The organism is Streptomyces paradoxus, from assembly GCF_014202475.1.
GTDB classification, from domain to species: domain Bacteria; phylum Actinomycetota; class Actinomycetes; order Streptomycetales; family Streptomycetaceae; genus Streptomyces; species Streptomyces paradoxus.
This window is the reverse complement of the sequence record NZ_JACHGV010000025.1, coordinates 1-22,355: the sequence shown is the minus strand read 5'-3', so window position 1 is coordinate 22,355 and position 22,355 is coordinate 1. Positions and strand designations below refer to the sequence as shown.

Genomic DNA, 22,355 nt, shown 5'->3' with positions numbered 1-22,355 from the left:
GTTCCCCGCAGACCGCGGGGAGCGGGGCGTCACCCGTTCGGCTCAGCCGGCCGGGCGGGGGAGGCCCGCAACTGGGCACTCTGGAGTACGCGTTCACCACCCGAGTCCCTCCCCAGCCCGGCCGAGGAGGTCCCCTTGTGCGCTTGTCCCGCCGAACGGCCTCAGTGTCCCTCGCCGTCGCGCTCGTGCTGACCCTGGCGTACGAGGCGGTGCCCCTCGCGCGCGTGCCCGCCGACGAGCGCGAGTCGGCCGATCCCTTCGGTGCCGCGTGCCGGATCCGCGTGACCGGCTCCAAGGTGACCGCGTACTGCCACAACCCCTACCCGGAGACCGACCGGGTGAGCCTGCACGTCGAGTGCGTCCGCTGGTGGGACATCGACACCGACAGCGCACCGGTCGAGGCCGGGCCCGCGCAGACCGTGCGGCTGACGGGGCGGTGCTGGAAAGAGGTCGGGGACGTGTGGATCAGTCACCGGCGGGAGAGCTGATGCCGCCCAGGCGGCACAGGAACGGGTAGCGGGCGGCCTCCGCCGCGGCCGCGTCCGCCTCACCCGCGCGGATCGCGTCGAGCAGCCGCCCGTGGTCCATGTGCGTCTCGGGGGTCAGCTCCTCGCCGACGTCCTCGCGCAGCCAGTCCCGCAGCACCTCGCCCAGGTCCGCGTACATGGCCGTCATCACGTCGTTGTGGGAGGCGGCCACGACGGCCAGGTGGAAGGTCGCGTCCGCGGCCACGAACGCCTCCTTGTCACCCGACTCCCAGGCCTCCTCCCGCCGCAGCAGCAGCGCGTCGAGCTGCTTGAGGTCCTTCTCCGTGCGCCGTACGGCGGCCAGCCGGGCGGCGGCCGACTCCAGCGTGGAGCGCAGCTCGGCGATGTGCCGCGGGTCGGCCTCGGCGAACCGCCGCTGCATCACGCCCGCCAGCTCGCTCGTCGCCACGACGTACGTGCCGGAGCCCTGGCGGATGTCCAGCAGGCCGTTGTGCGACAGGGCGCGCACGGCCTCACGGACCGTGTTGCGGGCGACGCCGAGCTGCTCGACCAGTTCCGGCTCGGTCGGGATGCGGGAGCCGACCGGCCACTCGCCCGAGGTGATCTGGGCCCGCAGGGCGGCGATGACCTGCTCGGAGAGCGCCGAACGGCGGGGATGGCTCAGGGGCATGACTCACCTTCGCACGACCGGGGTGCCGCAGGGCAGCGGAGGAGTGGACAGTCAATCATCCCATGATTCTATGATGGGTCTCATGGCCAGTGAGGAAACCCGGACGATGACGCCCCCGACCGTTCGCAGCCCGGCCGCGCACGGCGCCGGGAAACCGGGCGGTGCCGCCACGCGCGCGTGGACGATGCGGCTGCTCGTCCTCGGCATCGTGCTGTCCGCGCTCAACCTCCGCCCCGCCATCACCAGCCTCGGCGCCCTCCTGGAGGAGGTCCGCGACGGGCTCGGCATGAGCGGCAGCGTCGCCGGGCTGCTCACCTCCGTGCCGCCCCTGTGCTTCGCCGTCTTCGGCGTCATGGCACCGCGGCTCGCCCGCCGCTTCGGGGCGGGCGCCGTGGTGTGCGCCGGCATGGCCGCGATCGCCACCGGCCTGCTCGTCCGCCCCTACGCCGGCGGCACGGCCGGCTTCCTGGCCGGCAGCGCCCTGGCCCTCATGGGCATCGCGGTCAGCAACGTCCTGATGCCGGTCATCGTCAAGCACTGGTTCCCCGACCGCGTGGGTTCCATGACCGGCCTGTACTCGATGGCCCTCGCCCTCGGCACGGCCCTCGCGGCCGCGGTGACGGTCCCCCTGACCGACACCCTCGGCGGCAGCTGGCAGACGGGCCTGGCCCTGTGGGCGGGGCTCGCCGTGGCGGCCGTCCTGCCGTGGCTGCCCTTCGTCCGGGGACGCGCCACACCGCCCGGGGCGGGGGAGGGGGCCGCCGAGGCCCCGCAGACGCAGAGCCCGGCGGCCCCTTCGGCGGAGCACGCGCGCGGGGAGACGCCCCGGCTGCGGATGGCCCGGAGCCGCACCGCCTGGGCGCTCGCCGTCTTCTTCGGGCTCCAGGCCACCGCCGCCTACATCACCATGGGCTGGATGGCGCAGATCTTCCGGGACGCCGGCGTGCCCGCCGGCACCGCGGGGCTGCTCCTGGCGGTCACCATGGTGATGGGCGTGCCCCTGGCCTTCGTCATACCCCGTCTGGCCACCCGGCTGCCCCACCAGGGCCCCATCGTGCTCGCCCTGGGCGTCTGCGGCCTCGCCGGCTACGCCGGGCTGTACCTCGCGCCCGCCGCCGGAGCCTGGGCCTGGGCCCTGCTGCTCGGCGTCGCCAACTGCGCCTTCCCGCTCGCCCTGACCATGGTCGGCATGCGGGCCAGGACCGGCCCGGGCGTGGCCCAGCTGTCGGCGTTCGCGCAGAGCACCGGCTACCTGATCTCCATCCCCGGACCGCTCCTGGTGGGCGTCCTCTACCAGCACAGCGGCGGCTGGGGCCTGCCGATCGCGCTGATGAGCGCCCTGATGATCCCGCAGATGGTCGTCGGCTTCCTGGCCGGGCGCGACCGCACGGTGGAGGACGAGGCGGCCCGCTGAGCCACGCCCCGGGGCCGGGAGTCACCCCCGGGCGCCGGGCGCCCGCCGGGGGTGGGAGACTTGCCCCATGCCAGTGCTCGACCCGAATCCCCAGCACGGTCAGAAGAAGATGCTGCTCGTCTTCGGCGCCTTCTTCGCGATCTTCATCGTCATCGCCGTCATCGCCACCATCGCCTCACCATGACCGGCGCCTGCGCGGCACGTGGTGGGGCTAGCCCCCCTGTCCCCTAGGGGGTGAGGGTCAGGGTCAAGTGGGTGGATCACCGGATGGGGCGGCGGCCGCGGATTCCGTAGCTTCGAGTGTGTGACCGCGAGACGGTCACCGACCACTCGGAGAGCGGAGGCACCATGTCGGCCCCTACGCACACCCGGCCCCACCCGGCGACCCGGGCCGGTGCCGCCGGCCGGCTGCCCTGGTGGGCTCTCGCCCTGCCCGTGCTCGCCTTCACCGCGCTGCTCGCCCTGATATTGAACCCGTCCGACGCCCACGCGGCCACCGGCGACCCGGCGATCACCCACCTCTTCGAGCGTGTGCAGCAGCTGATCGTCCGCTGATCACGGCCGAAGCCGGTGGTCAACTCCCTGCGCCCCGTGGCGTGTTTCATGCGAAGCTGGATCTCATGAGCGTCGCAGAACCCCGCAGGATTATCCTCTTCCGCCATGCGAAAGCCGACTGGCCACAGGTCACGGATCACGAGCGTCCGCTCGCCGACCGGGGCCGAATGGACGCGGCGGAGGCCGGGCGCAGGCTGACCGACACCGGTATCGCCTTCGACCTGGCCCTGTGCTCCACCGCCGTCCGGACCCGGGAGACCTGGAAGCTCGCCGTCCAGGAGTTCCCGCAGCGGCCGAAAACCGTCTACGAGGAGCGGATCTACGAGGCCTCGCCGGGCGAGCTGATCGCCCTGCTCAACGAGACCCCCGACGACGCGCAGAACGTCCTCATGATCGGGCACAACCCCGGCATCCAGGGCCTCGCCGAGGTCCTGGCGGGCTCCGGCGAGGAGGACGCCCGGGAGCGGATGAGCCGCCGCGGCTTCCCGGCCGCCGCCTTCGCCGTGCTGTCGTTCGGCGGCGCGTGGAAGAGCCTGGAGCCGGGCGTGGCCACGCTGCGGGACTACTGGGCGCCGGCCGAGTGACGATCTCCGGGTGACAGAGCCCGGCGCCGGTGCGGTGCCGGGCCCCTCCTGGCCGGTTCGGTCGGTGCCGGTTCAGCCGATGTCGAGGGTGTCCGCCGCCTCGACCTCTTCGCGCGTGACGCCCAGCAGGTACAGGACCGTGTCCAGGAAGGGGAAGTTCACCGCGGCGTGCGCGGCCTCGCGCACCACCGGCTTGGCGTTGAAGGCGACCCCGAGACCCGCCGCGTTCAGCATGTCCAGGTCGTTCGCACCGTCACCGATCGCCACCGTCTGCGACAGCGGAACACCAGCCTCCGCGGCGAACCGGCGCAGCAGCCGGGCCTTGCCCGCCCGGTCGACGATCTCGCCCGTCACCCGGCCCGTGAGCTTCCCGTCGACGATCTCCAGGGTGTTGGCGTGGGCGAAGTCCAGCCCGAGCCGCTCCTTCAGATCGTCGGTGACCTGGGTGAAGCCGCCCGAGACGACGCCGACTTGGTAGCCGAGCCGCTTCAGCGTACGGATCAGGGTCCGGGCGCCCGGCGTCAGCCGTACCTCGCTGCGCACCTTGTCCACGACCGACGCGTCCAGCCCCTCCAGCAGCGCCACGCGCGCGTGCAGGGACTGCTCGAAGTCCAGCTCCCCGCGCATCGCGGCCGCCGTCACCTCGGCGACCTTGTCCTCGCAGCCGGCGTGGGCGGCGAACAGCTCGATGACCTCGTCCTGGATCAGCGTCGAGTCGACGTCCATGACGACCAGGCGCTGCGCGCGCCGGTACAGACCGGCGGCGACGACCGCCACGTCGATGCCGAGCCGCGCCGCGTCCGTCACCAGGGCGGTGCGCAGCGGTTCGGTCTCCACGCCGGAGACGGCGAACTCGACGGCGGTCACGGGGTACTTGGCGAGCCGGAAGATACGGTCGATGTTGCCGCCGGTCTTCGTGATCCGCGCGGCGATCGCGGCCGTGGCCTCGGCGGTGAGCGGGTGCCCGAGCACGGTGACCAAGGAGCGGCCCAGCCCGCGCGGGCGGTTGTCGCCCAGGCCGGAGATGATCTCCGCCTGCATCTTCATCGACTCCGCCCAGCTGTGGACGGTCGACCGCAGATCGCCCTCCAGTCCGGGGGGCGGCTCGGTCACGAGCGCGCAGAGCACCATCCGGCCACGGGTGACGACCTGCTCGATGTCGACGACGTCGACGGAGTAGGCGGCGAGGGTGTCGAAGAGACCGGCGGTGATGCCCGGCCTGTCCTTGCCGAAGATCTTCACAAGGAGGGTGGGGACGTCGGCAGGGACGTCGGAAGACGAGGTCTGCGAAGCGCTCATGGTGGTTCCACCGTATCCGGCGGGCAGGGCATACCGCCCCCGAGGTCCGTCTGGCGGACAGCGAACACTGCATGTCGTGTGGACGGCGTGAACCTTACGTACCGGTACGGGCGGGGCGTCCGGCGCCCTGGCCGGTCACCTCCCGCCGCGTGGTTGCCGCGGGGGAGGCGGAGGAGGAGGCGGCGGCCCGTTCCCGTTCCTCGGCCCGGGCGACTGCCGGGGGCCACGCGGGGGCGGCCCGACCGGCCGTACGACGGTGGGGGCGCCGTAGACGTCGCCGGGGGCTGGGGGTCCGTCGTCCGGCGCTGCGTCGTCCTCGGCCCCGGAGGGCGGGTCCGCCCCGGGAGGCCGTGCCTCCTGCGGCTCTCGCAGCTCGTCGGGCACCCGGAGGTACGGATTGGTGCCCGGGTTCGGCGGCCGGTAGGGCGTGCCTGGGGCGTAGGGCCCGGCTTCCTCACCCCGGGCTCCGGGCTGCCTGCCGCCGGCGGCGTCTTCAGGTCGTCCTGCACCGGCGCCCGCGTCGTACCGCCCCACACCGCGGCCGGCACCCTCGTCGTGCGGCACTGGACCGGGGCCGGCCTCGGTTCGCCCCGGGCCACCCCAGGTCCGGGCCTGCCCGCCACCGGCGTTCTCTCCAGGCCGCCCCGCACCGTCCCCCGGCCAGGCCTGCCCGGCGCCCCCGTCGTACCGCGCCGGGCCCTGCCCGCCACCGGCGTCCTCTCCAGGCCGCCCCGCACCGCCCCCCGGCCGGCCCCGCCCGGCGCTCTCGCCCCACCCCGTCGGCCCCCGGCCACCCCCCGGCGCAGCCTGCCCGGCACCGGAGGCCCCGTACTCGGCATGCCGCCCCTCCGCCCCTGGCCCGCCCTCGCCCCCGGGCCGTCCGGCGCCAGGCAGGCCCGCTGTCCCACCGGCCAAGGGCAAACCCTGGCCAGGCATGCCCGCTGCCTCGCCGGCCAGGGCCAAGCCCTCTCCCCGGGCCGACGCCGTCGCCCGGCGCCCCGCCGCACCGCACCCCCACGCGAGCAACGCCCCCACGGCCCCGGCCACCGCGCCCCACACCGCGCCCAGCAGCAGCGCCGGGCCCAGGTGGCCGTGCAGTTCGATGCCCCCGCCGAAGGCGTCGAAGCCGAGCACGGACAGGGAGGCGGTCACGGAGACGTCCGTCAGCCAGGCCAGCAACGGCAGGGCGAGCGCCGTCGCGAGCCCCAGCCGCAACGCGCACCACCCCGCGAAACGCAGCGCGCGGGGCTTGTCCCCGACCGGCGTCCGTACGGCCGTCAACACACCGGCCAGCAGCATCATCAGCCCCGCCGCCACCGCCAGCAGCCACACCCGGCCGTCCAGCTCGGCCAGCCGGCCCAGCGTCACCGGCCGTTCGGACCCGGCACCGAGCAGGTCGTCCATCGGGTCCGGCAGGAAGCGGATCAGTTCGCCCGTGGCGCGTCCGTCCCACGGCACGAACAGGCCGAGCGGGATGCCCAGCCACACCCCGTTCGGTGCCCCGAGCAGCGCCGCGCCCGCGATGCGCTCGGGACGGTCGTCGCCGGTCGCCGCGTACGCCGCCGCTGCGAACCCCGCCGCCACCGCCACCAGCAGCACGGTCACCACCGCCGACACGGCCGGCCGCACGACGCGGTGCACGGCCTCCCAGCCCCGCGGCAGCGGCGTACGGCGTGAGGCCAGCAGTGCGATGAGGAGGATCCCGGCCGACCAGCCGAACCCGCCGAGCAGCGTCGGGGCGGTGTCGACCGTGAAGCCGACCGAGGCCTGCGCGTCGACCAGATCGCCGAGCCGGTCCGGCAGCAGCCCCCCGACGTCCCCGAGCCCCGGGATCTCGACGCCCCCGCTCCCGCCGGTCACGTCGTCGAGCCCCAGCGACCCGCCGTCGATGGTGATGACGTCGTGGCCCGCCCACGCCAGACCGCCCAGCATCGCCACGAACAACGCCACCACCGTGCCCGCCCGCGCGAGCAGTTCGGCCCGGGAGATCACAACTCCCGCCGCCCGCAAGGACCTCAGGAAGAACCACGACAGCAGCACCGCTCCGACCAGGCTCACCCCCAGTGGCGTGATCTCGATGGCCGTGTCCGCCTCCGCGCCCGTGAGGCCGAACGCCGACACCTCACCGGACGGCGTGACCGAACCACCCGCCCCGAGGGCAACCACCGCCGCGGTCATCGGCCCCAGAGAGCCCGCCGAGTCGGCCTCCAGCAGCCGCAGGCCCAGCGCAGCCGTCCCCGCCATCCCGATCAACGCCCAGCTCACGGCGGCCACGGCGGACATCAGCACGTCCCCCCACGGCACGCGCACGTCGTCCCTCGCCGTCCCGGCCCTTGCGGCAGCACCCATGGCAGACCCCCCGATCCGCTGCGCGGCAGGAACACCATGCATGTCCCCCTCGCGTCGAAATACCACTCTCCGGCCCGGTTTCAACCCCGTCAACGGAATCGGCTGATGCGTCCGAACGCGGTCTGCACAAGGCCCGACTTTCGGTCAGGGGGCCGCTCCTGAAATAGTTCCCCCCGATGTTCGACATCCCTAGACTCCCCATGTCGGGGGTAACTCGGGGGACAACTCAGTGGGGCTGGAGTGCCGGAACTCGTACTGGAATCAAACGGACGTACCTGGACGCTCGATCCGTCCAGGGCATACACCCTCGGACGTGATCCGCAGGGGGACGTCGTCTTCGACGACGCCAGGGTCTCCTGGCGTCACGCCACGGTCAGCTTCAACGGCCGCAGTTGGGTCATCGAGGATCACGGCAGCACCAACGGCACGTTCGTGCAGGGGCAGCGCATCCATCAGATGGAGCTCGGCCCCGGCTCGGCCGTCAACCTGGGCAACGCGACCGACGGCCCGCGCCTGAACCTCTCCGGCGCAGCGGCCTCCGTCGCCACGCCGCAGGCCCAGCCCCAGCAGCCGTACGCCGCGCAGGGCGCGAACCCGGCCTGGGGGCAGCAGGCCCCGGCCCAGCAGCCGCCGCAGCAGCAGGCTCCCCAGGCCGGCTGGCAGCAGCCGCAGCAGGCCGCGGCGCACATCCCGCAGCAGCAGGGTCCCGGTGGTGTCGCGGGGGCACCTCCGGTCTACGGCGACCGCAGCCCGACCACGTTCCACCAGTTCTCCCTCGGCCGCGTGATGCGCATCGGCCGTGCCCTGGAGAACGAACTGGTCGTCTCCGACCTGCAGGTCTCCCGGCACCACGCCGAGTTCCACGCCACGCCCGACGGCCGTATGGAGATCCGGGACCTCGGCTCCCACAACGGCACGTACGTCAACGGCCAGCCCATAGCCAAGGGCGGCTCCCAGCTGCTCGGCCCGAGCGACGTCGTCGGCGTCGGCCACTCGACGTTCCGTATCGTCGGCGACCGGCTCGAGGAGTTCGTCGACACCGGTGAGGTGTCCTTCTCCGCCCGCCACCTGACCGTGACGGTCGACGGCGGCAAGCAGATCCTCAAGGACGTCTCCTTCGGCGTCCCGGAGAAGTCGCTGATCGCGGTCATCGGCCCGTCCGGCTCCGGCAAGTCGACCCTGCTCAAGGCGCTCACCGGCTACCGGCCCGCCAACCAGGGCGAGGTGCTCTACGACAACCGCAACCTCTACAAGCAGTTCGCCGAGCTGCGCCAGCGCATCGGTCTGGTCCCGCAGGACGACATCCTGCACAAGGAGCTGACCGTCAAGAAGGCCCTCAAGTACGCGGCCAAGCTGCGCTTCCCGGCGGACACCACGGGCGCCGAGCGCGAGGCCCGCATCGACGAGGTGCTGCGCGAGCTCAAGCTCGACATCCACCGCGACAAGAAGGTCACGTCCCTCTCCGGCGGCCAGCGCAAGCGCGTCTCGGTCGCCTTGGAGCTGCTGACCAAGCCGTCGCTGATCTTCCTGGACGAGCCGACCTCGGGCCTCGACCCGGGCATGGACCGCGACGTCATGCAGCTGCTGCGCGGCCTCGCCGACGACGGCCGTACGGTCCTGGTCGTCACCCACTCGGTGGCCGAGCTGGCGATCTGCGACAAGCTGCTGGTGATGGCGCCGGGCGGCTCGGTCGCCTACTTCGGCCCGCCCGAGGAGGCGCTGAACTTCTTCGGCTACGACACCTGGGCCGATGTCTTCTCCGCCTTCGAGAACTACCGCGACTACGACTGGGCGGGCCGCTGGAAGGGCTCGCAGCACTACCAGATGTACGCCGCGGACATCGACGCCGTTGCGCCGCAGTCCGTACAGGTTCCGCAGATGCAGGCGATGAAGCCGCCGAAGCCACAGGGCTGGATGTCGCAGTTCGTCACGCTTGTCCGGCGCTATGTCTCGGTGATCGCCTCCGACAAGGGCTTCCTCGCCCTGATGGTGATCCTGCCGGCCGTGCTCGGCGCGGTCAGCCTGCTCATCGACGCCGACAAGGGCCTGCTGCCCAACCCGGCCAACGCGCAGACCGGCCGGATCATCCCGAACGGCACGGCCACCACGGTCCTGCTGATCCTCGCGGTCGGCGCCTGCTTCGCGGGCGCGGCGAACTCGGTCCGAGAGCTGATCAAGGAACGCGTCATCTACGAGCGGGAGCGCGCGACCGGCCTCTCGCGATCGGCGTACCTGATGTCCAAGGTGTTCGTGCTCGGCATGATCACCGTGCTCCAGGGCCTGCTGGTCGGCGTCATCGGCTTCTCCAGCCGTGAGATCCCCGAGGAGGGCCTGGTCCTCGGCAGCGCGACCCTCGTCGAGCTGTCCATCCCGATCATGGCGCTGGGCTTCACGTCGATGATGTTCGGCCTGATCATCTCCTCGCTGGTGAAGACCGCCGAGAAGACCATGCCGCTGCTGGTGATGTTCGCCATCATCCAGGTCGTCTTCACCGGCTGCCTGTTCGCGCTGCACGGCTCGATCGGCGTCAACCAGTTCTCGTTCCTGATGCCGTCGCGCTGGGCGGTCGCCGCCGCCGGTGCCACGCTGGACTTCAACAAGATCAGCCCGCCCGAGACGGCCGGTGACAACGACCCGCTGTGGGAGCACACGGTCGGGGCCTGGGCCATGGACATGGGCGCGCTCCTCGTCCTCGGCGTGATCTGCGGCTTCTTCGTGGCCCGCTTCCTGCGCCGCCACGAGCCCGAGGTCATGCGCAAGTAGCCGGCGCCGACGACGCCCGAAGGGCGGCACCCCGTCAGGAGGGTGCCGCCCTTCGGCGTTCGTACAGCGAGCAGAGTCCCGCGCCGGCCTCAGTACGCGCTGTCGACGTTGTCCATCGAGCCGTACTTGTCGGCCGCGTAGTTGCAGGCGGCGGTGATGTTGGCTACCGGGTCGTAGATGTCCCAGGAGGTGCCGGGGACGTGCCAGTGCTTGAAGGTCGGCGGGATGACCTGCAGCAGGCCCTTCGACGGGATGCCGTTGATGGCGTTGATGTCCCAGTTGTTGATCGCCCGCGGGTTACCCGAGGACTCACGGATGATGTTGCGCTTGATGCCGTCGTAGGAGCCCGGGATCCCGTGCTTCTTCATGACGTCGAGCGACTCGCGGATCCAGCCGTCGAGGTTGTTCGGGTAGGTCTTCTTGGCGGCCTTCTTGGCCTCGGCGCGCTTGGCGGCGCGGCTCGCGGCTTCCTTCGCCTCGCGCGCGGCCTCGGCCTTCTTCTTCGCGGCCTCGGCGGCGGCCTTCTTCTTGGCGGCGGCCGCGGCGTCGGCCTTCTTCTTCGCCGCGATCTGCTCGGCCTTCAGGCTGGCGCCGGCCATCTGGTCCGTGACGCTCGCCTTGACGTCCTTGATCTGCTGGGTGCTGTACGCCACCGCAGCCGGCTGAGCGGCCTCGGTCGTGGTCTTGGTCGAGGCACCGCTCGGCACTGCGGAGAACCCGATGGCGGCGGCGCCGAGGGTGGCGACACCCGCCATGGCGATCTTGTGGTGACGGGTCAGGCTACGACTCTGAACACGGCTGAAGATGTTCTTGGGCATGCTGCTGTGGACCTCTTCGAATAGCGCGGGAGTCGCTCGGCGTCCGGCGTTGGACTCGGTGTGTTTCCGACACGAACGCCGCGGAGGTGAACCCACGGCGCTGAGCGACGTCAGCAATTCTTAGCGGCCGCAAAATGGCGTGGCAAAGGTGTGACGTACGAAGGAAGATAGTGGATCAGGGAGGGGCAAATCGGGGCAGACTAGACGATCTGCGCCGCTCAAAAGGTGGGGCTTTGTCTCCTACGCACTTTCGTACGTGACGTGCGCCCTATGCGCGGGCTCACACCGGGCGGCATGCGTTCTCACCGCCCGTTGCACAAGCGATGCTGTCTGTGAGGGGTTTTCAGGGCAGTACGAGGTGCACGTCCCCGAACTCGTGCCACTGGTACCGGTGCTGGAGCGCGGCCGTGTACGCCCGCTCGACCGCCACCCGCCCCGCGACCGCCTCCAGCATCAGCAGATGCGAGGCCTCAGGCTCGTGCAGCCCGGTCAGCAGCCCGTCCACCACCCGCACGCCCCGCTCCGGCGTGACGACGAGATCGGTCCACCCGGCACGCGCGCGTACGGCCCCGTCGGTGCCCACCGCCGACTCCACGGCCCGCACCGCCGTCGTCCCGACCGCCACGACCCGGCCCCCACCGGCCTTCGCCGCGTTGATCAGCCGCGCGGACGCCCCGGGCACCGCGAAGCGCTCCGGGTACGGCGGCTCGTGCGCCTCCGCCGAGGCCACCCCCGTGTGCAGTGTGACCGGCGCGAACTGCACCCCCCGGCTCACCAGCTCCGCCACCAGGCGAGCTGTGAAGGGCCGGGCGGCGCTCGGCATCTCCGCGCTGCCGGCCCCGTCCGCCGACGGCAGCGCGAACACCGTCTGGTAGACGGACAGCGGCTGGTCCCGCTCCGTGTAGGCGTAGCGAATGGGCCGCCCGTACTCCCGCAGGAGCTCCGGCACCCCGCCCCCGGACACCTGCCCCCACCACAGCCGCGCTCCGTGCCGGTTCAGCGGCTCCTCCAGCACGAGCCGTACGCCCCCGGGCAGACGCACCGCCCTTCCCGCGGGCCCGCCCGCACGCGCGCGCGTGGTGCCCCGCCCGTCGGGCTCCCGCAGCTCCACCGCCCAGCGGCCGTCGTCTCCGGGGGTGGAGAAGTGCACCACCACGCGCGCGTGCCCGGTCCAGCCGTCCACGGCCGCCGCCAGCGTGGCCGAGGTGTTGACCACGAGCAGGTCCCCGGCCCGCAAGAGCAAGGGCAGCTCCGTGAACGCGTGGTGCGCCACCTCGGCACCCCGCGACACCAGCATCCGCACGGCATCCCGCTCCAGCCCCGGCCCCCGCTGCTCGATGGGAACCCGGGCCGACAGCTCCTCCGGCACGCGCACGGCCAACGTCATCGGGGCCCGTCCAGCAAGGCCGGGGCACCGTACCGCCCGCTCGCCGGACGCTCGTCCAGCAGCCGCAGAAACCCCGGCACCACGGCCGAGGGCTCCGGCCGCGGCTCCCGGTCGTCCGGAACGGCCGCCGCGTACAGGTCCGTGGCCATGTCCCCGGGATCCACCGCCCACACCCGCAGCCCCGGCTCCTCCACGGCGAGCACGGCCACCAGATGATCAAGTGCCGCCTTGGAGGCCCCGTAACCGCCCCAGGTCGCGTACGCCTCGGCGGCCGCGTCCGAGCTGACGGCGACGACCGTGCCCGCCTTCGAGGCCCGCAGCAGCGGCAGCGTGCCCTGGACCAAGGCCAGCCCCGCCACCAGGTTCACCTCCAGCGCCCGGCGCAGCCCCTCCAGGGACAGTTCCTCCAGTCTGACCAGCGGCTCGGCGCCCAGCGCGCTCGCGTTGTGCACCAGCAGGTCGACGCCGCCCAGCCGCCGGGCCGCCGACACCAGCTCGGCCCGGTGCGCGGCGTCCGTGACGTCCCCCGGCAGGGCGGAGACCCGCGTCCCGTGCGCGGAGACGACCCCGGCCGTGTCCGCCAGCGCCCGCGCGCCCCTGGCGTCGAGCACCAGGTCCCAGCCGCGCCCGGCCAGGGCCTCGGCCAGCGCCCGCCCCAGGCCCTTCGACGCCCCGGTGATGATCGCAACCGGCATGATCCGCTCCCTCGTCGTGACCGCGTGGCCCCACTGCCGTGGCCACACCGTAGGAACGGCGCCACCCCGCCCGCCTCGGACGCGGGCCCCGGTCCGCCGGGTCCTTTCGCCCTAGGCCACGGGCCCGGCGGCCCCGGTCCCGCACCCGGCATCCGGCCGTCTCAGCCCTGCGACCTAGGCCCACCGGACCGGGCACCCGCCGCCACCGGTCCGATCCGCGCTGTCACAGCCCGCCGGTACCGTGAGGACATGAGTCACGGTCCCCGGTCCGGCCTCGCCGCGGTGAGCTCCGCATTGCTGGCCATGAGCAGGCATCTCGAGGTGCGCGACGTCCTCAAGACGATCGTCGCCTCGGCCCGCGAGCTGCTCGACGCGCAGTACGCCGCGCTCGGCGTGCCGGACGACCACGGGGGCTTCGCCCAGTTCGTGGTCGACGGCGTCAGCGAGGAACAGTGGAAGGCCATCGGCCCCCTCCCGCGCCAGCACGGCATCCTCGCCGCGATGCTGCACGAGGCCAGGGCCGAGCGCCTCGCCGACGTCCGCAAGGACCCCCGCTTCGAGGGCTGGCCGAAGGCCCACCCGGACCTGGTCGACTTCCTGGGCCTGCCGATCCGCGACGGCGACGAGGTCATCGGCGCGCTCTTCCTCGCGAACAAGAACTGCGAGAAACCCGAAGGCGGCTGCGGCTTCACGGCGGACGACGAGGAACTGCTCGGCATCCTCGCCCAGCACGCCGCGATCGCCCTCACCAACGCCCGCCTCTACGAGCGCAGCCGTGAACTCACCATCGCCGAGGAACGCTCCCGCCTCGCCCACGAACTGCACGACGCGGTCAGCCAGAAGCTGTTCTCCCTGCGGCTGACCGCCCAGGCCGCGGCCCGCCTGGTGGACCGCGACCCCTCCCGCGCCAAGGGTGAACTCCAGCAGGTGGCCGTCCTCGCCGCCGAGGCCGCCGACGAACTGCGCGCGGCGGTCGTCGAGTTGCGCCCCGCCGCCCTCGACGAGGACGGCCTCGTGGCGACCCTCCGGACACAGATCCAGGTCCTCGACCGGGCCCACAGCGCCCGCGTCACCTTCGCCGGCCACGGCGTGAAGGCCCTGCCCGCCTCCCAGGAGGAAGCCCTCCTGCGCGTCGCCCAGGAAGCCCTGCACAACGCCCTGCGCCACTCCGGCGCCGACCACGTCGATGTGACCCTGGACCGCCGCGGCGGCGGAGCCGTCCTGCGGATCACGGACGACGGCAGCGGCTTCGACCCGCAGGCGGTGCGTCGCGCGGGACGCCATCTCGGCCTGGTCTCCATGCGGGACCGGGCGAGCGGCGCCGGCGGCACGCTGACCGTGGAATCGGTGCCCGGCAAGGGCACCGTCATCGAGATGGAGGTTCCCGGTGGCTGACGCGATCAAGGTCCTGCTCGTCGACGACCACCAGGTCGTCCGCCGGGGCCTGCGCACCTTCCTCGAAGTGCAGGACGACATCGAGGTCGTCGGCGAGGCGGCGGACGGCGCCGAAGGAGTCGACCGCGCCGAGGAGCTGAAGCCCGACGTCATCCTCATGGACGTCAAGATGCCGGGCATGGACGGTGTCGACGCCCTGCGCAGACTCCGCGAGCTGGCCAACCCCGCGCGCGTGCTGGTCGTCACCAGCTTCACCGAGCAGCGCACGGTGGTCCCGGCCCTGCGCGCCGGCGCCGCCGGGTACGTCTACAAGGACGTCGACCCCGACGCCCTCGCCGGGGCCATCCGCTCGGTGCACGCCGGGCACATCCTCCTCCAGCCGGAGGTCGCCGGTGCCCTGCTGGCGCAGGAGGAGTCCAACACGGGGACGGGCAGGGCCGGTTCGCTCACCGAGCGGGAGCGCGAGGTGCTCGGGCTGATAGCGGACGGCCGCTCCAACCGGGAGATCGCTCGCGCGCTCGTCCTCTCCGAGAAGACCGTCAAGACCCACGTCTCGAACATCCTGATGAAGCTCGACCTGGCCGACCGAACGCAGGCCGCCCTGTGGGCCGTTCGTCATGGCGTGACCGGCTGACGGGCTTCCCCCACGGCAGCACGGAAGGTTGCGTTCCGGGCTGAGATTCATACTGTCGTGGGAACGTCCCTCGGATGGCGCAACCTCGATGGATCTCCGCCGTTCTCCAGTGCGTGCTGCGGCGCCTGCCGCGGCAAACGCAAGGAGGGCTCAGAAGTGAAGAACCTGAAGAAGGCAGCGGCCGTGACGATGGTGACGGGTGGCCTGCTGGCCGCCGGCGCGGGCATGGCCTCCGCCACCAGCGCGCACGCCGACGGCCAGGCCGTGGGCTCCCCGGGCGTCGGCTCGGGCAACGTCGTCCAGGCCCCGGTGCACGTCCCGGTCAACGTGTCCGGCAACAGCGTGAACGTCGTGGGCATCCTGAACCCGGCCTTCGGCAACCTCGCCGTCAACCACTGACGCTCCACCTCCGTCTCCGAGCCGGAAGTGACACCGGCCTCCCGGTCCTGCCCGGGAGGCCGGTCCGGCATGTGTGCCGTGCAGTGCCGTGCGATCCAGCCCGTCCGGCGCTTGAGGGCGAGGCCGTTCAGGCCGACGGGGGTCTGGGGGCGAAGCCCCCAGGTGCTCGTGCCGACGCCGACTACCGGGAACCGACAGTCACCGCACCCCCCGCTCCCGCTCCTCCACAACGGAGTTGTACGCCGCGACCTGCGCCCGCCGAGCCGTCCGCTCCACCGGCCGCAACGCCTCCCGCCGCGCGGCGATCTCCGACGAACTCACCGCGCCCCCGTGCCCGCGCTCCGTCGCCACGGCGATCAGCGTCCCCACCCGCTGCGCCAGCTCCAGCACCCGCACGGCCCGCGGCGGATACCCCGGCGCCAGCACCTCCCGCCCCCGCTCGGCCCGCGCCCGGTAGGCATCGATCGCCGCCTCCGCCACCGGCCCCGTCCCGGCCACATCCAGCCGCGTCAGCACCTCCGTGGCCTCCCGCAGGGCCTCCGCCAGCTCCCGCTCCGCCTCGCTCAGCGACGGCACATCAGCGGGCGGCGCCTCCCGCACGGGCAGCACATGCCACACCACCTCGACCTGCACACCCTCGGGCCCGGCCTCGTACACGTCCGGCACCAGCCCGTAAGCGGCCCCGTGACAGACCACCGCCTCCTCGGCCTCCAGCGCACGCGCGTTGAACTCCGGCGGCCCGCTCAGCCCCAGGGGATGCCCCGGCGCGGGCAGTGCCACCCGCAGCCCGGTCACCCCGAGCGTCCGCAACCGCCCGAGCGCGAGCGTCAGCCCGACCTGCCCCGACTCACCCGGCAACCCCTCCACCCGATGCACCGCGTCCGCGCCGACGACGGCCAGAACGGCGTCGTCCGGCGAGACAAGTCCGGCCAAAAGGGCATTTCCCCAAGCTGCGAGACGTCCAGCACGTGGTTCCGAGAGCATGTCTCCACCCTAGGACCCTCCAAGGACCGGACCGAGGGAATGCCCCGGCCGGGCGGTGGCGTAGATTTCATGGAGGGCTGCGCCCACCGGCGCGGCGGACCGAGCCACAGGCTTACGCGACAGCCGAGACCGGCCACACTGCAAGGGGAGACAACGCGCTCATGAGCGATGTTCTGGAGCTTCAGGACGTATCCGTGGTCCGTGAGGGCCGGGCTCTGGTGGACCAGGTCTCCTGGTCGGTCAAGGAGGGCGAGCGCTGGGTCATCCTCGGCCCGAACGGCGCCGGCAAGACCACCCTCCTGAACCTCGCTTCCACCTACCTCTTCCCCAGCTCGGGCACCGCCGCCATCCTCGGCGAGACCCTCGGCCGCCCCGGCACCGACGTCTTCGAGCTGCGCCCCCGCATCGGCATGGCCGGCATCGCCATGACCGAGAAGCTCCCCAAGCGCCAGACGGTCCTGGAGACGGTCCTGACCGCCGCGTACGGCATGACCGCCACCTGGCACGAGGACTACGAGGACATCGACGAGCAGCGCGCCCGCGCCTTCCTCGACCGCCTCGGCATGAGCGAATACCTGGACCGCAGGTTCGGCACGCTCTCCGAGGGCGAGCGCAAGCGCACCCTGATCGCCCGCGCCCTGATGACCGACCCCGAGCTGCTCCTCCTCGACGAGCCCGCCGCCGGCCTCGACCTCGGCGGCCGCGAGGACCTCGTCCGCCGCCTCGGCCGTCTCGCCCTCGACCCGATCGCCCCCTCGATGCTCATGGTCACCCACCACGTCGAGGAGATCCCCCCGGGCTTCACCCACGTCCTCATGATCCGCCAGGGCAAGGTCCTCGCCGCCGGCCCGCTGGAGCTCGAACTCACCTCCCGCAACCTCTCCCTGTGCTTCGGCCTCCCGCTCGTGGTCGAACAGTCGGGCGAGCGCTGGACCGCGCAGGGCCTCCCGCTCTCCTGATCCTCCCCGCCGCCTCTCAAATCCCAGGGTAAGAACGGGATTTCACACCACGGGCGCCCTGTCGGCGACAGGGCCCGCGGACCTACCATGACCATGTGGAAATCGACGCATGGCTGTGGTGGCTGATCGGCGCGGCAGCGCTCGGCATCGCGCTCGTGGTCACCGCGATGCCCGAACTCGGCATGCTGGCGGTGGGCGCCGTCGCCGCGGCGGTCGTCACCGGCGTCTTCGGCGGCGGAGCCGTCGCCCAGGTCGTGGTCTTCGCCGTCATCTCGGCCGCGGGCATCGCCGTCGTACGGCCCATCGCGAACCGGCACCGTGCTCAACGGCCCCAGTTCGCCTCCGGGGTGGAGGCGTTGAAGGGCAGACGAGCCGTCGTCCTGGAACGCGTCGACGCCTCCGGAGGCCGCATCAAGCTGGCCGGAGAGGTCTGGTCGGCCCGCGCCCTCGACACCGACCGCGCCTACGAATCAGGCGAGGAAGTGGATGTCGTGGACATCGAGGGAGCCACCGCGATCGTGATGTGACCTCGCAGGACGTAACTGGAGTGAACTCCTCGCCAGCTACGCGACGGTCTGTCAGACTCGACCAGCAAGATCTTCGACAACCATAAGATCTGCCGAAGACGCCGAGGCGGAGAAGGGTACGGGGAACGACGATGGAACCGGTCATCATCGTCCTGATCATTCTGGTGGTGTTGGTCTTCATCGCCCTGATCAAGACGATCCAAGTCATCCCACAGGCCAGCGCGGCCATCGTCGAGCGCTTCGGCCGCTACACGCGGACACTCAACGCGGGCCTCAACATCGTCGTCCCGTTCATCGACACCATCCGCAACCGCATCGACCTGCGTGAACAGGTCGTGCCCTTCCCGCCGCAGCCGGTGATCACCCAGGACAACCTGGTCGTCAACATCGACACCGTCATCTACTACCAGGTGACCGACGCCCGCGCCGCGACCTACGAAGTCGCCAGCTACATCCAGGCGATCGAGCAGCTCACCGTCACCACGCTCCGCAACATCATCGGCGGCATGGACCTGGAGCGGACCCTCACCTCCCGCGAGGAGATCAACGCGGCCCTGCGCGGCGTCCTCGACGAGGCCACCGGCAAGTGGGGCATCCGCGTCAACCGCGTCGAACTCAAGGCGATCGAACCGCCCACCTCCATCCAGGACTCGATGGAGAAGCAGATGCGCGCCGACCGCGACAAGCGCGCCGCGATCCTTCAGGCCGAAGGTGTCCGGCAGTCGGAGATCCTGCGCGCCGAAGGTGAGAAGCAGTCCCAGATCCTGCGCGCCGAGGGTGAGGCCAAGGCCGCCGCCCTGCGCGCGGAAGGCGAGGCCCAGGCCGTCCGCACGGTCTTCGAGGCCATCCACGCCGGCGACCCGGACCAGAAGCTCCTCTCCTACCAGTACCTCCAGATGCTCCCCAAGATCGCCGAGGGCGACGCCAACAAGCTCTGGATCGTCCCCAGCGAAATCGGCGACGCCCTCAAGGGCCTCTCCGGCGCCATGGGCAACTTCGGCGGCCTCGGCGGCGGTTCCGGCGGCAACGGAGGCGCGCCCCAGGCCGGCGTCCCCGCCCAGGAGCGCCGCGAGAAGCCGCCCATCGACTGACAGCGTCCACAACGCGAGTTCCCCGCGCCCACCGTCTCTTCGGGGGCGCGGGGAACTGCGCGAACAACCACGGCGAACCCGCAGCCGACGAACCACGCAAGGCCCGACGGCGCCTGGTCACGCAGCGTCCAGTGCCAGCCAATCCGGCAGTGCCGCGAAGTCCTCCTGCCCCAGCGCCAGCAGCATCGCATCCGCCGGAGTCGGCTCGAACGGCTGCCGCAGCAGCGGCATCGCCGCCTCCTCCGGAGTCCGGTTGGCCTTACGGTGATTGTCCTGCGCGCACGAGGCCACCGTGTTCAGCCACGTGTCCTGACCCCCCTGCGACCGCGGCACCACGTGGTCCACGGTCGTCGCCCGCCTCCCGCAGTACGCGCACCGGTGCCGGTCCCTGATCAGTACACCCCGCCTCGACCACGGCGCTCGTCTTCGGAACGGCACCCGTACGTACTGGCAGAGCCTGATCACGCGAGGCGCCGGTATGTCGACCGCGGCTCCCCGCATCCGCAGTTCGGGGTGGGCCTGCTCGACGACGGCCTTGTCCTGAAGCACCAGAACGACGGCTCGATTCAACGTCACCGTCGACAGCGGCTCGAAGCTCGCGTTCAGTACCAGCGTGTCCCGCATAACCAGCCCACCTCCCGTGTGCACCGGCCCACCCCCTGGCGGGCTGGGATCAACTCTGGCCGGGCACGCCGAGATGGACAACGCAATATCTGCTGCTCCTACGGGGGGTGACCCCCGCGACCCCCGGCAACAAAAATGCCCGCTCCTGATCAATTCCAAGACCAGGAGCGGGCAAACGTTCCGTGAACGCCGGGATCGGCAGGCGGCTTCCTCAGCCCTCGGCGGGCACCTCGTACTCACCGATCAGCTGGGCCCGCCCGATCGTGTGGAACCTCAGGTTGAAGCCGACGACGGCGGGCGACGCGTCCGCGTCCGGACCGAGCTTCTCCTGATCCACGGCGTACACCGTGAACACGTACCGGTGCGGCCCGTCCCCGGGCGGCGGCGCGGCCCCGCCGAACTCCTTGCCGCCGTAGTCGTTACGAGCGTGGACCGCACCCTCCGGCAGCCCCTCGAACTTGCCGCTGCCCGCACCGGCCGGCAGCTCGGTCACCGACGCCGGGATGTCGAACAGCACCCAGTGCCAGAACCCACTGCCCGTCGGAGCGTCGGGGTCGAAGCAGGTCACGGCGAAGCTCTTGGTCTCGGACGGGAAGCCCTCCCACCGCAGCTGCGGCGAGGTGTCGCCGGCCGCTTGGACCTGAGCGTCCTTGAGCGTCGCACCTTCCTCGACGTCCGCGCTCGTCACCGTGAACGACGCGACGGGCGGATGGAAGTCGTGGGGGAGCGGCCGCCGCTTGAGCTCGGTCACCTCGGTACCTCCTGATCGTTTCTTGCGGTCGCCCCCGAGCCTAGAACCAGTTGCGCTTGCTGCCGACCTCGGACAGCCACTGGTTGAGGTAGGCGGTCCAGTCGGTCCCCTGGTAGTCGTTCAGACCCACCTGGAACGACCGGAAGGTGTCACTGCCCTCGCTGAACAGCCCGGGCCTCTTGTCCATCTCCAGCACGACGTCCATCGTGTGCTGGTCGGCCACGAAGCTCAGCTCGACCTGGTTCAGCCCGCGGTACTGCTGCGGCGGGTAGAACTCGATCTCCTGGTAGAACGGCAGCTTCTGCCGCGTACCCCGGATCACACCGCGCTCCATATCCGCGTTCTTGAACCGGAAGCCCAGCTGGATGAACGCGTCGAGGATCGCCTTCTGCGCCGGCAGCGGGTGCACGTTGACCGGGTCCAGGTCACCGGAGTCCACCGCACGGGCGATCTCCAGCTCGGTCGACACCCCGATGTTCATGCCGCGCAGCGGCTGGCCGTCGATCATCGTGATCGGCGTCTCCCACGGGATCTCCAGACCGAACTGCACCGCGTGCACGGCGTTCGCCTGCAGCTCGAACGCCCCGCCCAGCCGAGACTTCGTGAACTCGATGTCCTGCTTGTACTCCTGGTCGCCGCTCTCCACCTCGACCTTGGCCTGCAGCCCGACCGAGAGCCCCTCGATCTGCTGGTTGACGGACCCGCCCTGGATCCGCACCTCACCCTGGACGACACCGCCCGGCACGACGTTGACCTCGTGCAGCACCGTCTCGACCGAAGCCCCGCCGGCCCCCAGGCTCGCGAGCAGCTTCTTGAACGCCATGACTCTCCCTCTCGCCCACTACGGGTGGATCCTTGATCCCTACATACGCGATCCGGCCGTGGCCGGTTCCATGCCCCACCCTGGCAAGGCCGGTGCCCGACGGCCACCCCGCGACACCATGCGTCTCCAGTACCCTCGGACGGCATGATCGCGACCCCCGACCGTACGCCCCTGTCCAGGGAGTTCTTCGACCGGCCCGTCCTCGATGTCGCCCCCGACCTCCTGGGCCGCATCCTGGTACGCAGCACCCCGGACGGTCCGATCGCCCTCCGCCTCACCGAGGTCGAGGCCTACGACGGTGCCGACGACCCCGGCTCCCACGCCTACCGCGGCCGTACGGCCCGCAACGACGTGATGTTCGGTCCGCCCGGTCACGTGTACGTCTACTTCACCTACGGCATGTGGTTCTGCATGAACCTGGTCTGCGGCCCCGAGGGCAAGGCGAGCGCGGTCCTCCTCCGTGCCGGCGAGATCATCGAGGGCGCCGAACTGGCCCGCACCCGTCGACTCTCGGCCCGAAACGACAAGGAACTGGCCAAGGGCCCGGCCCGCCTGGCCACGGCCCTCAACGTGGACCGCTCCCTCGACGGCACGGACGCCTGCACCGCAGAGGACACCCCGCTCCGCATGCTGACGGGCACTCCCGTCCCCTCCGACCAGGTACTCAACGGCCCCCGCACCGGTGTGGGCGGCGACGGCGCCGTGCACCCATGGCGCTACTGGGTCGCCAACGACCCCACGGTGAGCCCCTATCGGGCCCATGTCCCGAGGCGCCGCCGAAGTTGACGCGTCCTGCCGGGGTGCGTAATGTAGTCCGAGCCGCTGAACCGGGTACGGCAATCGCCAGCAGCCGGAAGCGACAAAACCACTACCTAGCGACTCCCCTCAGCAGGGGCGAATTCGGCGTGCCTGCATGCCTGAATTCGGCGCCGACGGACTCGATTATGAGTTGGACGGGGAATCGGCTAACGTAGTGAATGTCGAAAGGCCGACAGGCGAAAGCCCAGGCCGGACGACAAATCCCGCCGACAGGGAATCGGATCGAAAAGGGTCTGATAGAGTCGGAAACGCAAGACCGAAGGGAAGCGCCCGGAGGAAAGCCCGAGAGGGTGAGTACAAAGGAAGCGACCGTTCCTTGAGAACTCA

General features: G+C 71.5%; 23 protein-coding genes. 13 read left to right on the top strand and 10 right to left on the bottom strand.

The annotated features are described in order from the left end of the window. The first annotated feature begins 137 nt into the window (after window positions 1-137). The gene (locus HNR57_RS38810; RefSeq protein ID WP_184568078.1) at window positions 138-488 is read left to right on the top strand and encodes a hypothetical protein; all 351 of its coding nucleotides are present in this window, start codon (window positions 138-140) and stop codon (window positions 486-488) included. On the opposite strand, the gene HNR57_RS38805 is transcribed toward HNR57_RS38810, so the two are convergent. Further along, window positions 466-1,158 (bottom strand): FadR/GntR family transcriptional regulator, encoded by a 693-nt coding sequence (locus tag HNR57_RS38805; RefSeq protein ID WP_184568076.1) that lies wholly within the window; start codon window positions 1,156-1,158, stop codon window positions 466-468. The genes HNR57_RS38810 and HNR57_RS38805 overlap by 23 nt on opposite strands. A 70-nt stretch (window positions 1,159-1,228) precedes the next feature. On the opposite strand from HNR57_RS38805, the gene HNR57_RS38800 reads away from it, so the two are divergent. The 4 genes from HNR57_RS38800 to HNR57_RS38790 all read left to right on the top strand — a co-directional run bounded on the left by HNR57_RS38800 (window position 1,229) and on the right by HNR57_RS38790 (window position 3,711). Then, window positions 1,229-2,572, top strand: a complete 1,344-nt coding sequence (locus HNR57_RS38800) for a CynX/NimT family MFS transporter (RefSeq protein WP_184568074.1) — start codon at window positions 1,229-1,231, stop codon at window positions 2,570-2,572. A gap of 67 nt (window positions 2,573-2,639) precedes the next feature. Continuing rightward, the gene (locus tag HNR57_RS40500; protein WP_097215821.1) at window positions 2,640-2,756 is read left to right on the top strand and encodes an SGM_5486 family transporter-associated protein; all 117 of its coding nucleotides are present in this window, start codon (window positions 2,640-2,642) and stop codon (window positions 2,754-2,756) included. A gap of 164 nt (window positions 2,757-2,920) precedes the next feature. Next, a complete protein-coding gene (locus tag HNR57_RS38795) occupies window positions 2,921-3,127 on the top strand; it encodes a hypothetical protein (protein ID WP_184568072.1) in 207 nt (68 codons plus the stop codon). A gap of 65 nt (window positions 3,128-3,192) precedes the next feature. Then, window positions 3,193-3,711: a SixA phosphatase family protein gene (locus tag HNR57_RS38790; protein ID WP_184568070.1), complete on the top strand. Its 519-nt coding sequence runs from the start codon at window positions 3,193-3,195 to the stop codon at window positions 3,709-3,711. A gap of 72 nt (window positions 3,712-3,783) precedes the next feature. On the opposite strand, the gene serB is transcribed toward HNR57_RS38790, so the two are convergent. Both serB and HNR57_RS38780 read right to left on the bottom strand, forming a co-directional pair. Continuing rightward, window positions 3,784-5,010 (bottom strand): phosphoserine phosphatase SerB, encoded by a 1,227-nt coding sequence (serB, locus tag HNR57_RS38785; protein WP_184568068.1) that lies wholly within the window; start codon window positions 5,008-5,010, stop codon window positions 3,784-3,786. A 135-nt stretch (window positions 5,011-5,145) separates the two neighbouring features. Further along, the gene (locus tag HNR57_RS38780) at window positions 5,146-7,359 is read right to left on the bottom strand and encodes a streptophobe family protein (protein WP_184568066.1); all 2,214 of its coding nucleotides are present in this window, start codon (window positions 7,357-7,359) and stop codon (window positions 5,146-5,148) included. A gap of 240 nt (window positions 7,360-7,599) precedes the next feature. Here HNR57_RS38780 and HNR57_RS38775 point away from each other — a divergent pair, with 240 nt between their 5' ends. After that, window positions 7,600-10,122, top strand: a complete 2,523-nt coding sequence (locus HNR57_RS38775; RefSeq protein ID WP_184568064.1) for an ABC transporter ATP-binding protein/permease — start codon at window positions 7,600-7,602, stop codon at window positions 10,120-10,122. An 89-nt stretch (window positions 10,123-10,211) separates the two neighbouring features. Here HNR57_RS38775 and HNR57_RS38770 read toward each other — a convergent pair whose 3' ends face one another. The 3 genes from HNR57_RS38770 to HNR57_RS38760 all read right to left on the bottom strand — a co-directional run bounded on the left by HNR57_RS38770 (window position 10,212) and on the right by HNR57_RS38760 (window position 13,022). Next, a complete protein-coding gene (locus HNR57_RS38770) occupies window positions 10,212-10,940 on the bottom strand; it encodes a transglycosylase SLT domain-containing protein (RefSeq protein ID WP_161366793.1) in 729 nt (242 codons plus the stop codon). Window positions 10,941-11,283: 343 nt separating this feature from the next. Then, entirely contained in the window at window positions 11,284-12,327 is a 1,044-nt protein-coding gene (locus HNR57_RS38765) for an S-adenosylmethionine:tRNA ribosyltransferase-isomerase (protein WP_184568062.1), read from the bottom strand. After that, window positions 12,324-13,022: an SDR family NAD(P)-dependent oxidoreductase gene (locus tag HNR57_RS38760; protein ID WP_184568060.1), complete on the bottom strand. Its 699-nt coding sequence runs from the start codon at window positions 13,020-13,022 to the stop codon at window positions 12,324-12,326. Before HNR57_RS38760 ends, HNR57_RS38765 begins: the two co-directional genes overlap by 4 nt. Before the next feature lie 249 nt (window positions 13,023-13,271). Here HNR57_RS38760 and HNR57_RS38755 point away from each other — a divergent pair, with 249 nt between their 5' ends. The 3 genes from HNR57_RS38755 (at window position 13,272) to HNR57_RS38745 (ending at window position 15,450) form a co-directional block, all read left to right on the top strand. Then, window positions 13,272-14,417, top strand: a complete 1,146-nt coding sequence (locus HNR57_RS38755) for a GAF domain-containing sensor histidine kinase (protein WP_184568058.1) — start codon at window positions 13,272-13,274, stop codon at window positions 14,415-14,417. Next, the gene (locus tag HNR57_RS38750) at window positions 14,410-15,051 is read left to right on the top strand and encodes a response regulator (RefSeq protein WP_184568056.1); all 642 of its coding nucleotides are present in this window, start codon (window positions 14,410-14,412) and stop codon (window positions 15,049-15,051) included. Before HNR57_RS38755 ends, HNR57_RS38750 begins: the two co-directional genes overlap by 8 nt. A 156-nt stretch (window positions 15,052-15,207) precedes the next feature. Then, window positions 15,208-15,450 (top strand): chaplin, encoded by a 243-nt coding sequence (locus tag HNR57_RS38745; protein ID WP_030852293.1) that lies wholly within the window; start codon window positions 15,208-15,210, stop codon window positions 15,448-15,450. A 198-nt stretch (window positions 15,451-15,648) separates the two neighbouring features. Here HNR57_RS38745 and HNR57_RS38740 read toward each other — a convergent pair whose 3' ends face one another. Then, the gene (locus HNR57_RS38740; RefSeq protein ID WP_184568054.1) at window positions 15,649-16,434 is read right to left on the bottom strand and encodes an Rv1486c family protein; all 786 of its coding nucleotides are present in this window, start codon (window positions 16,432-16,434) and stop codon (window positions 15,649-15,651) included. Window positions 16,435-16,595: 161 nt separating this feature from the next. Between HNR57_RS38740 and HNR57_RS38735 the strand changes: the two genes are divergently transcribed. From HNR57_RS38735 to HNR57_RS38725, 3 genes are all read left to right on the top strand, one after another. Continuing rightward, complete coding sequence (locus HNR57_RS38735) at window positions 16,596-17,393, top strand: ABC transporter ATP-binding protein (RefSeq protein WP_107458775.1); 798 nt, start codon at window positions 16,596-16,598, stop codon at window positions 17,391-17,393. Between the two features lie 95 nt (window positions 17,394-17,488). After that, window positions 17,489-17,920 carry an NfeD family protein gene (locus HNR57_RS38730; protein ID WP_184568053.1) on the top strand — a complete coding sequence of 144 codons (432 nt, stop codon included), beginning with the start codon at window positions 17,489-17,491 and terminating at the stop codon, window positions 17,918-17,920. A 131-nt stretch (window positions 17,921-18,051) separates the two neighbouring features. Then, window positions 18,052-19,011 (top strand): SPFH domain-containing protein, encoded by a 960-nt coding sequence (locus tag HNR57_RS38725; protein WP_033310992.1) that lies wholly within the window; start codon window positions 18,052-18,054, stop codon window positions 19,009-19,011. Window positions 19,012-19,128: 117 nt separating this feature from the next. On the opposite strand, the gene HNR57_RS38720 is transcribed toward HNR57_RS38725, so the two are convergent. The 3 genes from HNR57_RS38720 to HNR57_RS38710 form a co-directional block, all read right to left on the bottom strand. Beyond that, a complete protein-coding gene (locus HNR57_RS38720) occupies window positions 19,129-19,635 on the bottom strand; it encodes an HNH endonuclease (protein WP_184568051.1) in 507 nt (168 codons plus the stop codon). A 211-nt stretch (window positions 19,636-19,846) separates the two neighbouring features. Further along, window positions 19,847-20,386: a YbhB/YbcL family Raf kinase inhibitor-like protein gene (locus HNR57_RS38715; protein WP_184568050.1), complete on the bottom strand. Its 540-nt coding sequence runs from the start codon at window positions 20,384-20,386 to the stop codon at window positions 19,847-19,849. Between the two features lie 40 nt (window positions 20,387-20,426). Continuing rightward, window positions 20,427-21,209, bottom strand: coding sequence for a sporulation protein (locus HNR57_RS38710; protein WP_184568047.1), 783 nt, complete (start codon window positions 21,207-21,209; stop codon window positions 20,427-20,429). A 144-nt stretch (window positions 21,210-21,353) separates the two neighbouring features. Between HNR57_RS38710 and HNR57_RS38705 the strand changes: the two genes are divergently transcribed. Then, window positions 21,354-21,995 (top strand): DNA-3-methyladenine glycosylase, encoded by a 642-nt coding sequence (locus tag HNR57_RS38705; RefSeq protein WP_184568045.1) that lies wholly within the window; start codon window positions 21,354-21,356, stop codon window positions 21,993-21,995. Window positions 21,996-22,355 lie beyond the last annotated feature (360 nt).

What these genes read in the sequence shown, in the direction of transcription:
- HNR57_RS38805 (WP_184568076.1), bottom strand. Translation starts at nt 1,158, where the DNA reads ATGCCCCTGAGCCATCCCCGCCGTTCGGCGCTCTCCGAGCAGGTCATC.
- HNR57_RS38800 (WP_184568074.1), top strand. Translation starts at nt 1,229, where the DNA reads ATGATGGGTCTCATGGCCAGTGAGGAAACCCGGACGATGACGCCCCCG.
- HNR57_RS40500 (WP_097215821.1), top strand. Translation starts at nt 2,640, where the DNA reads ATGCCAGTGCTCGACCCGAATCCCCAGCACGGTCAGAAGAAGATGCTG.
- HNR57_RS38795 (WP_184568072.1), top strand. Translation starts at nt 2,921, where the DNA reads ATGTCGGCCCCTACGCACACCCGGCCCCACCCGGCGACCCGGGCCGGT.
- HNR57_RS38790 (WP_184568070.1), top strand. Translation starts at nt 3,193, where the DNA reads ATGAGCGTCGCAGAACCCCGCAGGATTATCCTCTTCCGCCATGCGAAA.
- serB (WP_184568068.1), bottom strand. Translation starts at nt 5,010, where the DNA reads ATGAGCGCTTCGCAGACCTCGTCTTCCGACGTCCCTGCCGACGTCCCC.
- HNR57_RS38780 (WP_184568066.1), bottom strand. Translation starts at nt 7,359, where the DNA reads ATGGGTGCTGCCGCAAGGGCCGGGACGGCGAGGGACGACGTGCGCGTG.
- HNR57_RS38770 (WP_161366793.1), bottom strand. Translation starts at nt 10,940, where the DNA reads ATGCCCAAGAACATCTTCAGCCGTGTTCAGAGTCGTAGCCTGACCCGT.
- HNR57_RS38765 (WP_184568062.1), bottom strand. Translation starts at nt 12,327, where the DNA reads ATGACGTTGGCCGTGCGCGTGCCGGAGGAGCTGTCGGCCCGGGTTCCC.
- HNR57_RS38760 (WP_184568060.1), bottom strand. Translation starts at nt 13,022, where the DNA reads ATGCCGGTTGCGATCATCACCGGGGCGTCGAAGGGCCTGGGGCGGGCG.
- HNR57_RS38755 (WP_184568058.1), top strand. Translation starts at nt 13,272, where the DNA reads ATGAGTCACGGTCCCCGGTCCGGCCTCGCCGCGGTGAGCTCCGCATTG.
- HNR57_RS38740 (WP_184568054.1), bottom strand. Translation starts at nt 16,434, where the DNA reads ATGCTCTCGGAACCACGTGCTGGACGTCTCGCAGCTTGGGGAAATGCC.
- HNR57_RS38735 (WP_107458775.1), top strand. Translation starts at nt 16,596, where the DNA reads ATGAGCGATGTTCTGGAGCTTCAGGACGTATCCGTGGTCCGTGAGGGC.
- HNR57_RS38725 (WP_033310992.1), top strand. Translation starts at nt 18,052, where the DNA reads ATGGAACCGGTCATCATCGTCCTGATCATTCTGGTGGTGTTGGTCTTC.
- HNR57_RS38720 (WP_184568051.1), bottom strand. Translation starts at nt 19,635, where the DNA reads ATGCGGGACACGCTGGTACTGAACGCGAGCTTCGAGCCGCTGTCGACG.
- HNR57_RS38710 (WP_184568047.1), bottom strand. Translation starts at nt 21,209, where the DNA reads ATGGCGTTCAAGAAGCTGCTCGCGAGCCTGGGGGCCGGCGGGGCTTCG.
- HNR57_RS38705 (WP_184568045.1), top strand. Translation starts at nt 21,354, where the DNA reads ATGATCGCGACCCCCGACCGTACGCCCCTGTCCAGGGAGTTCTTCGAC.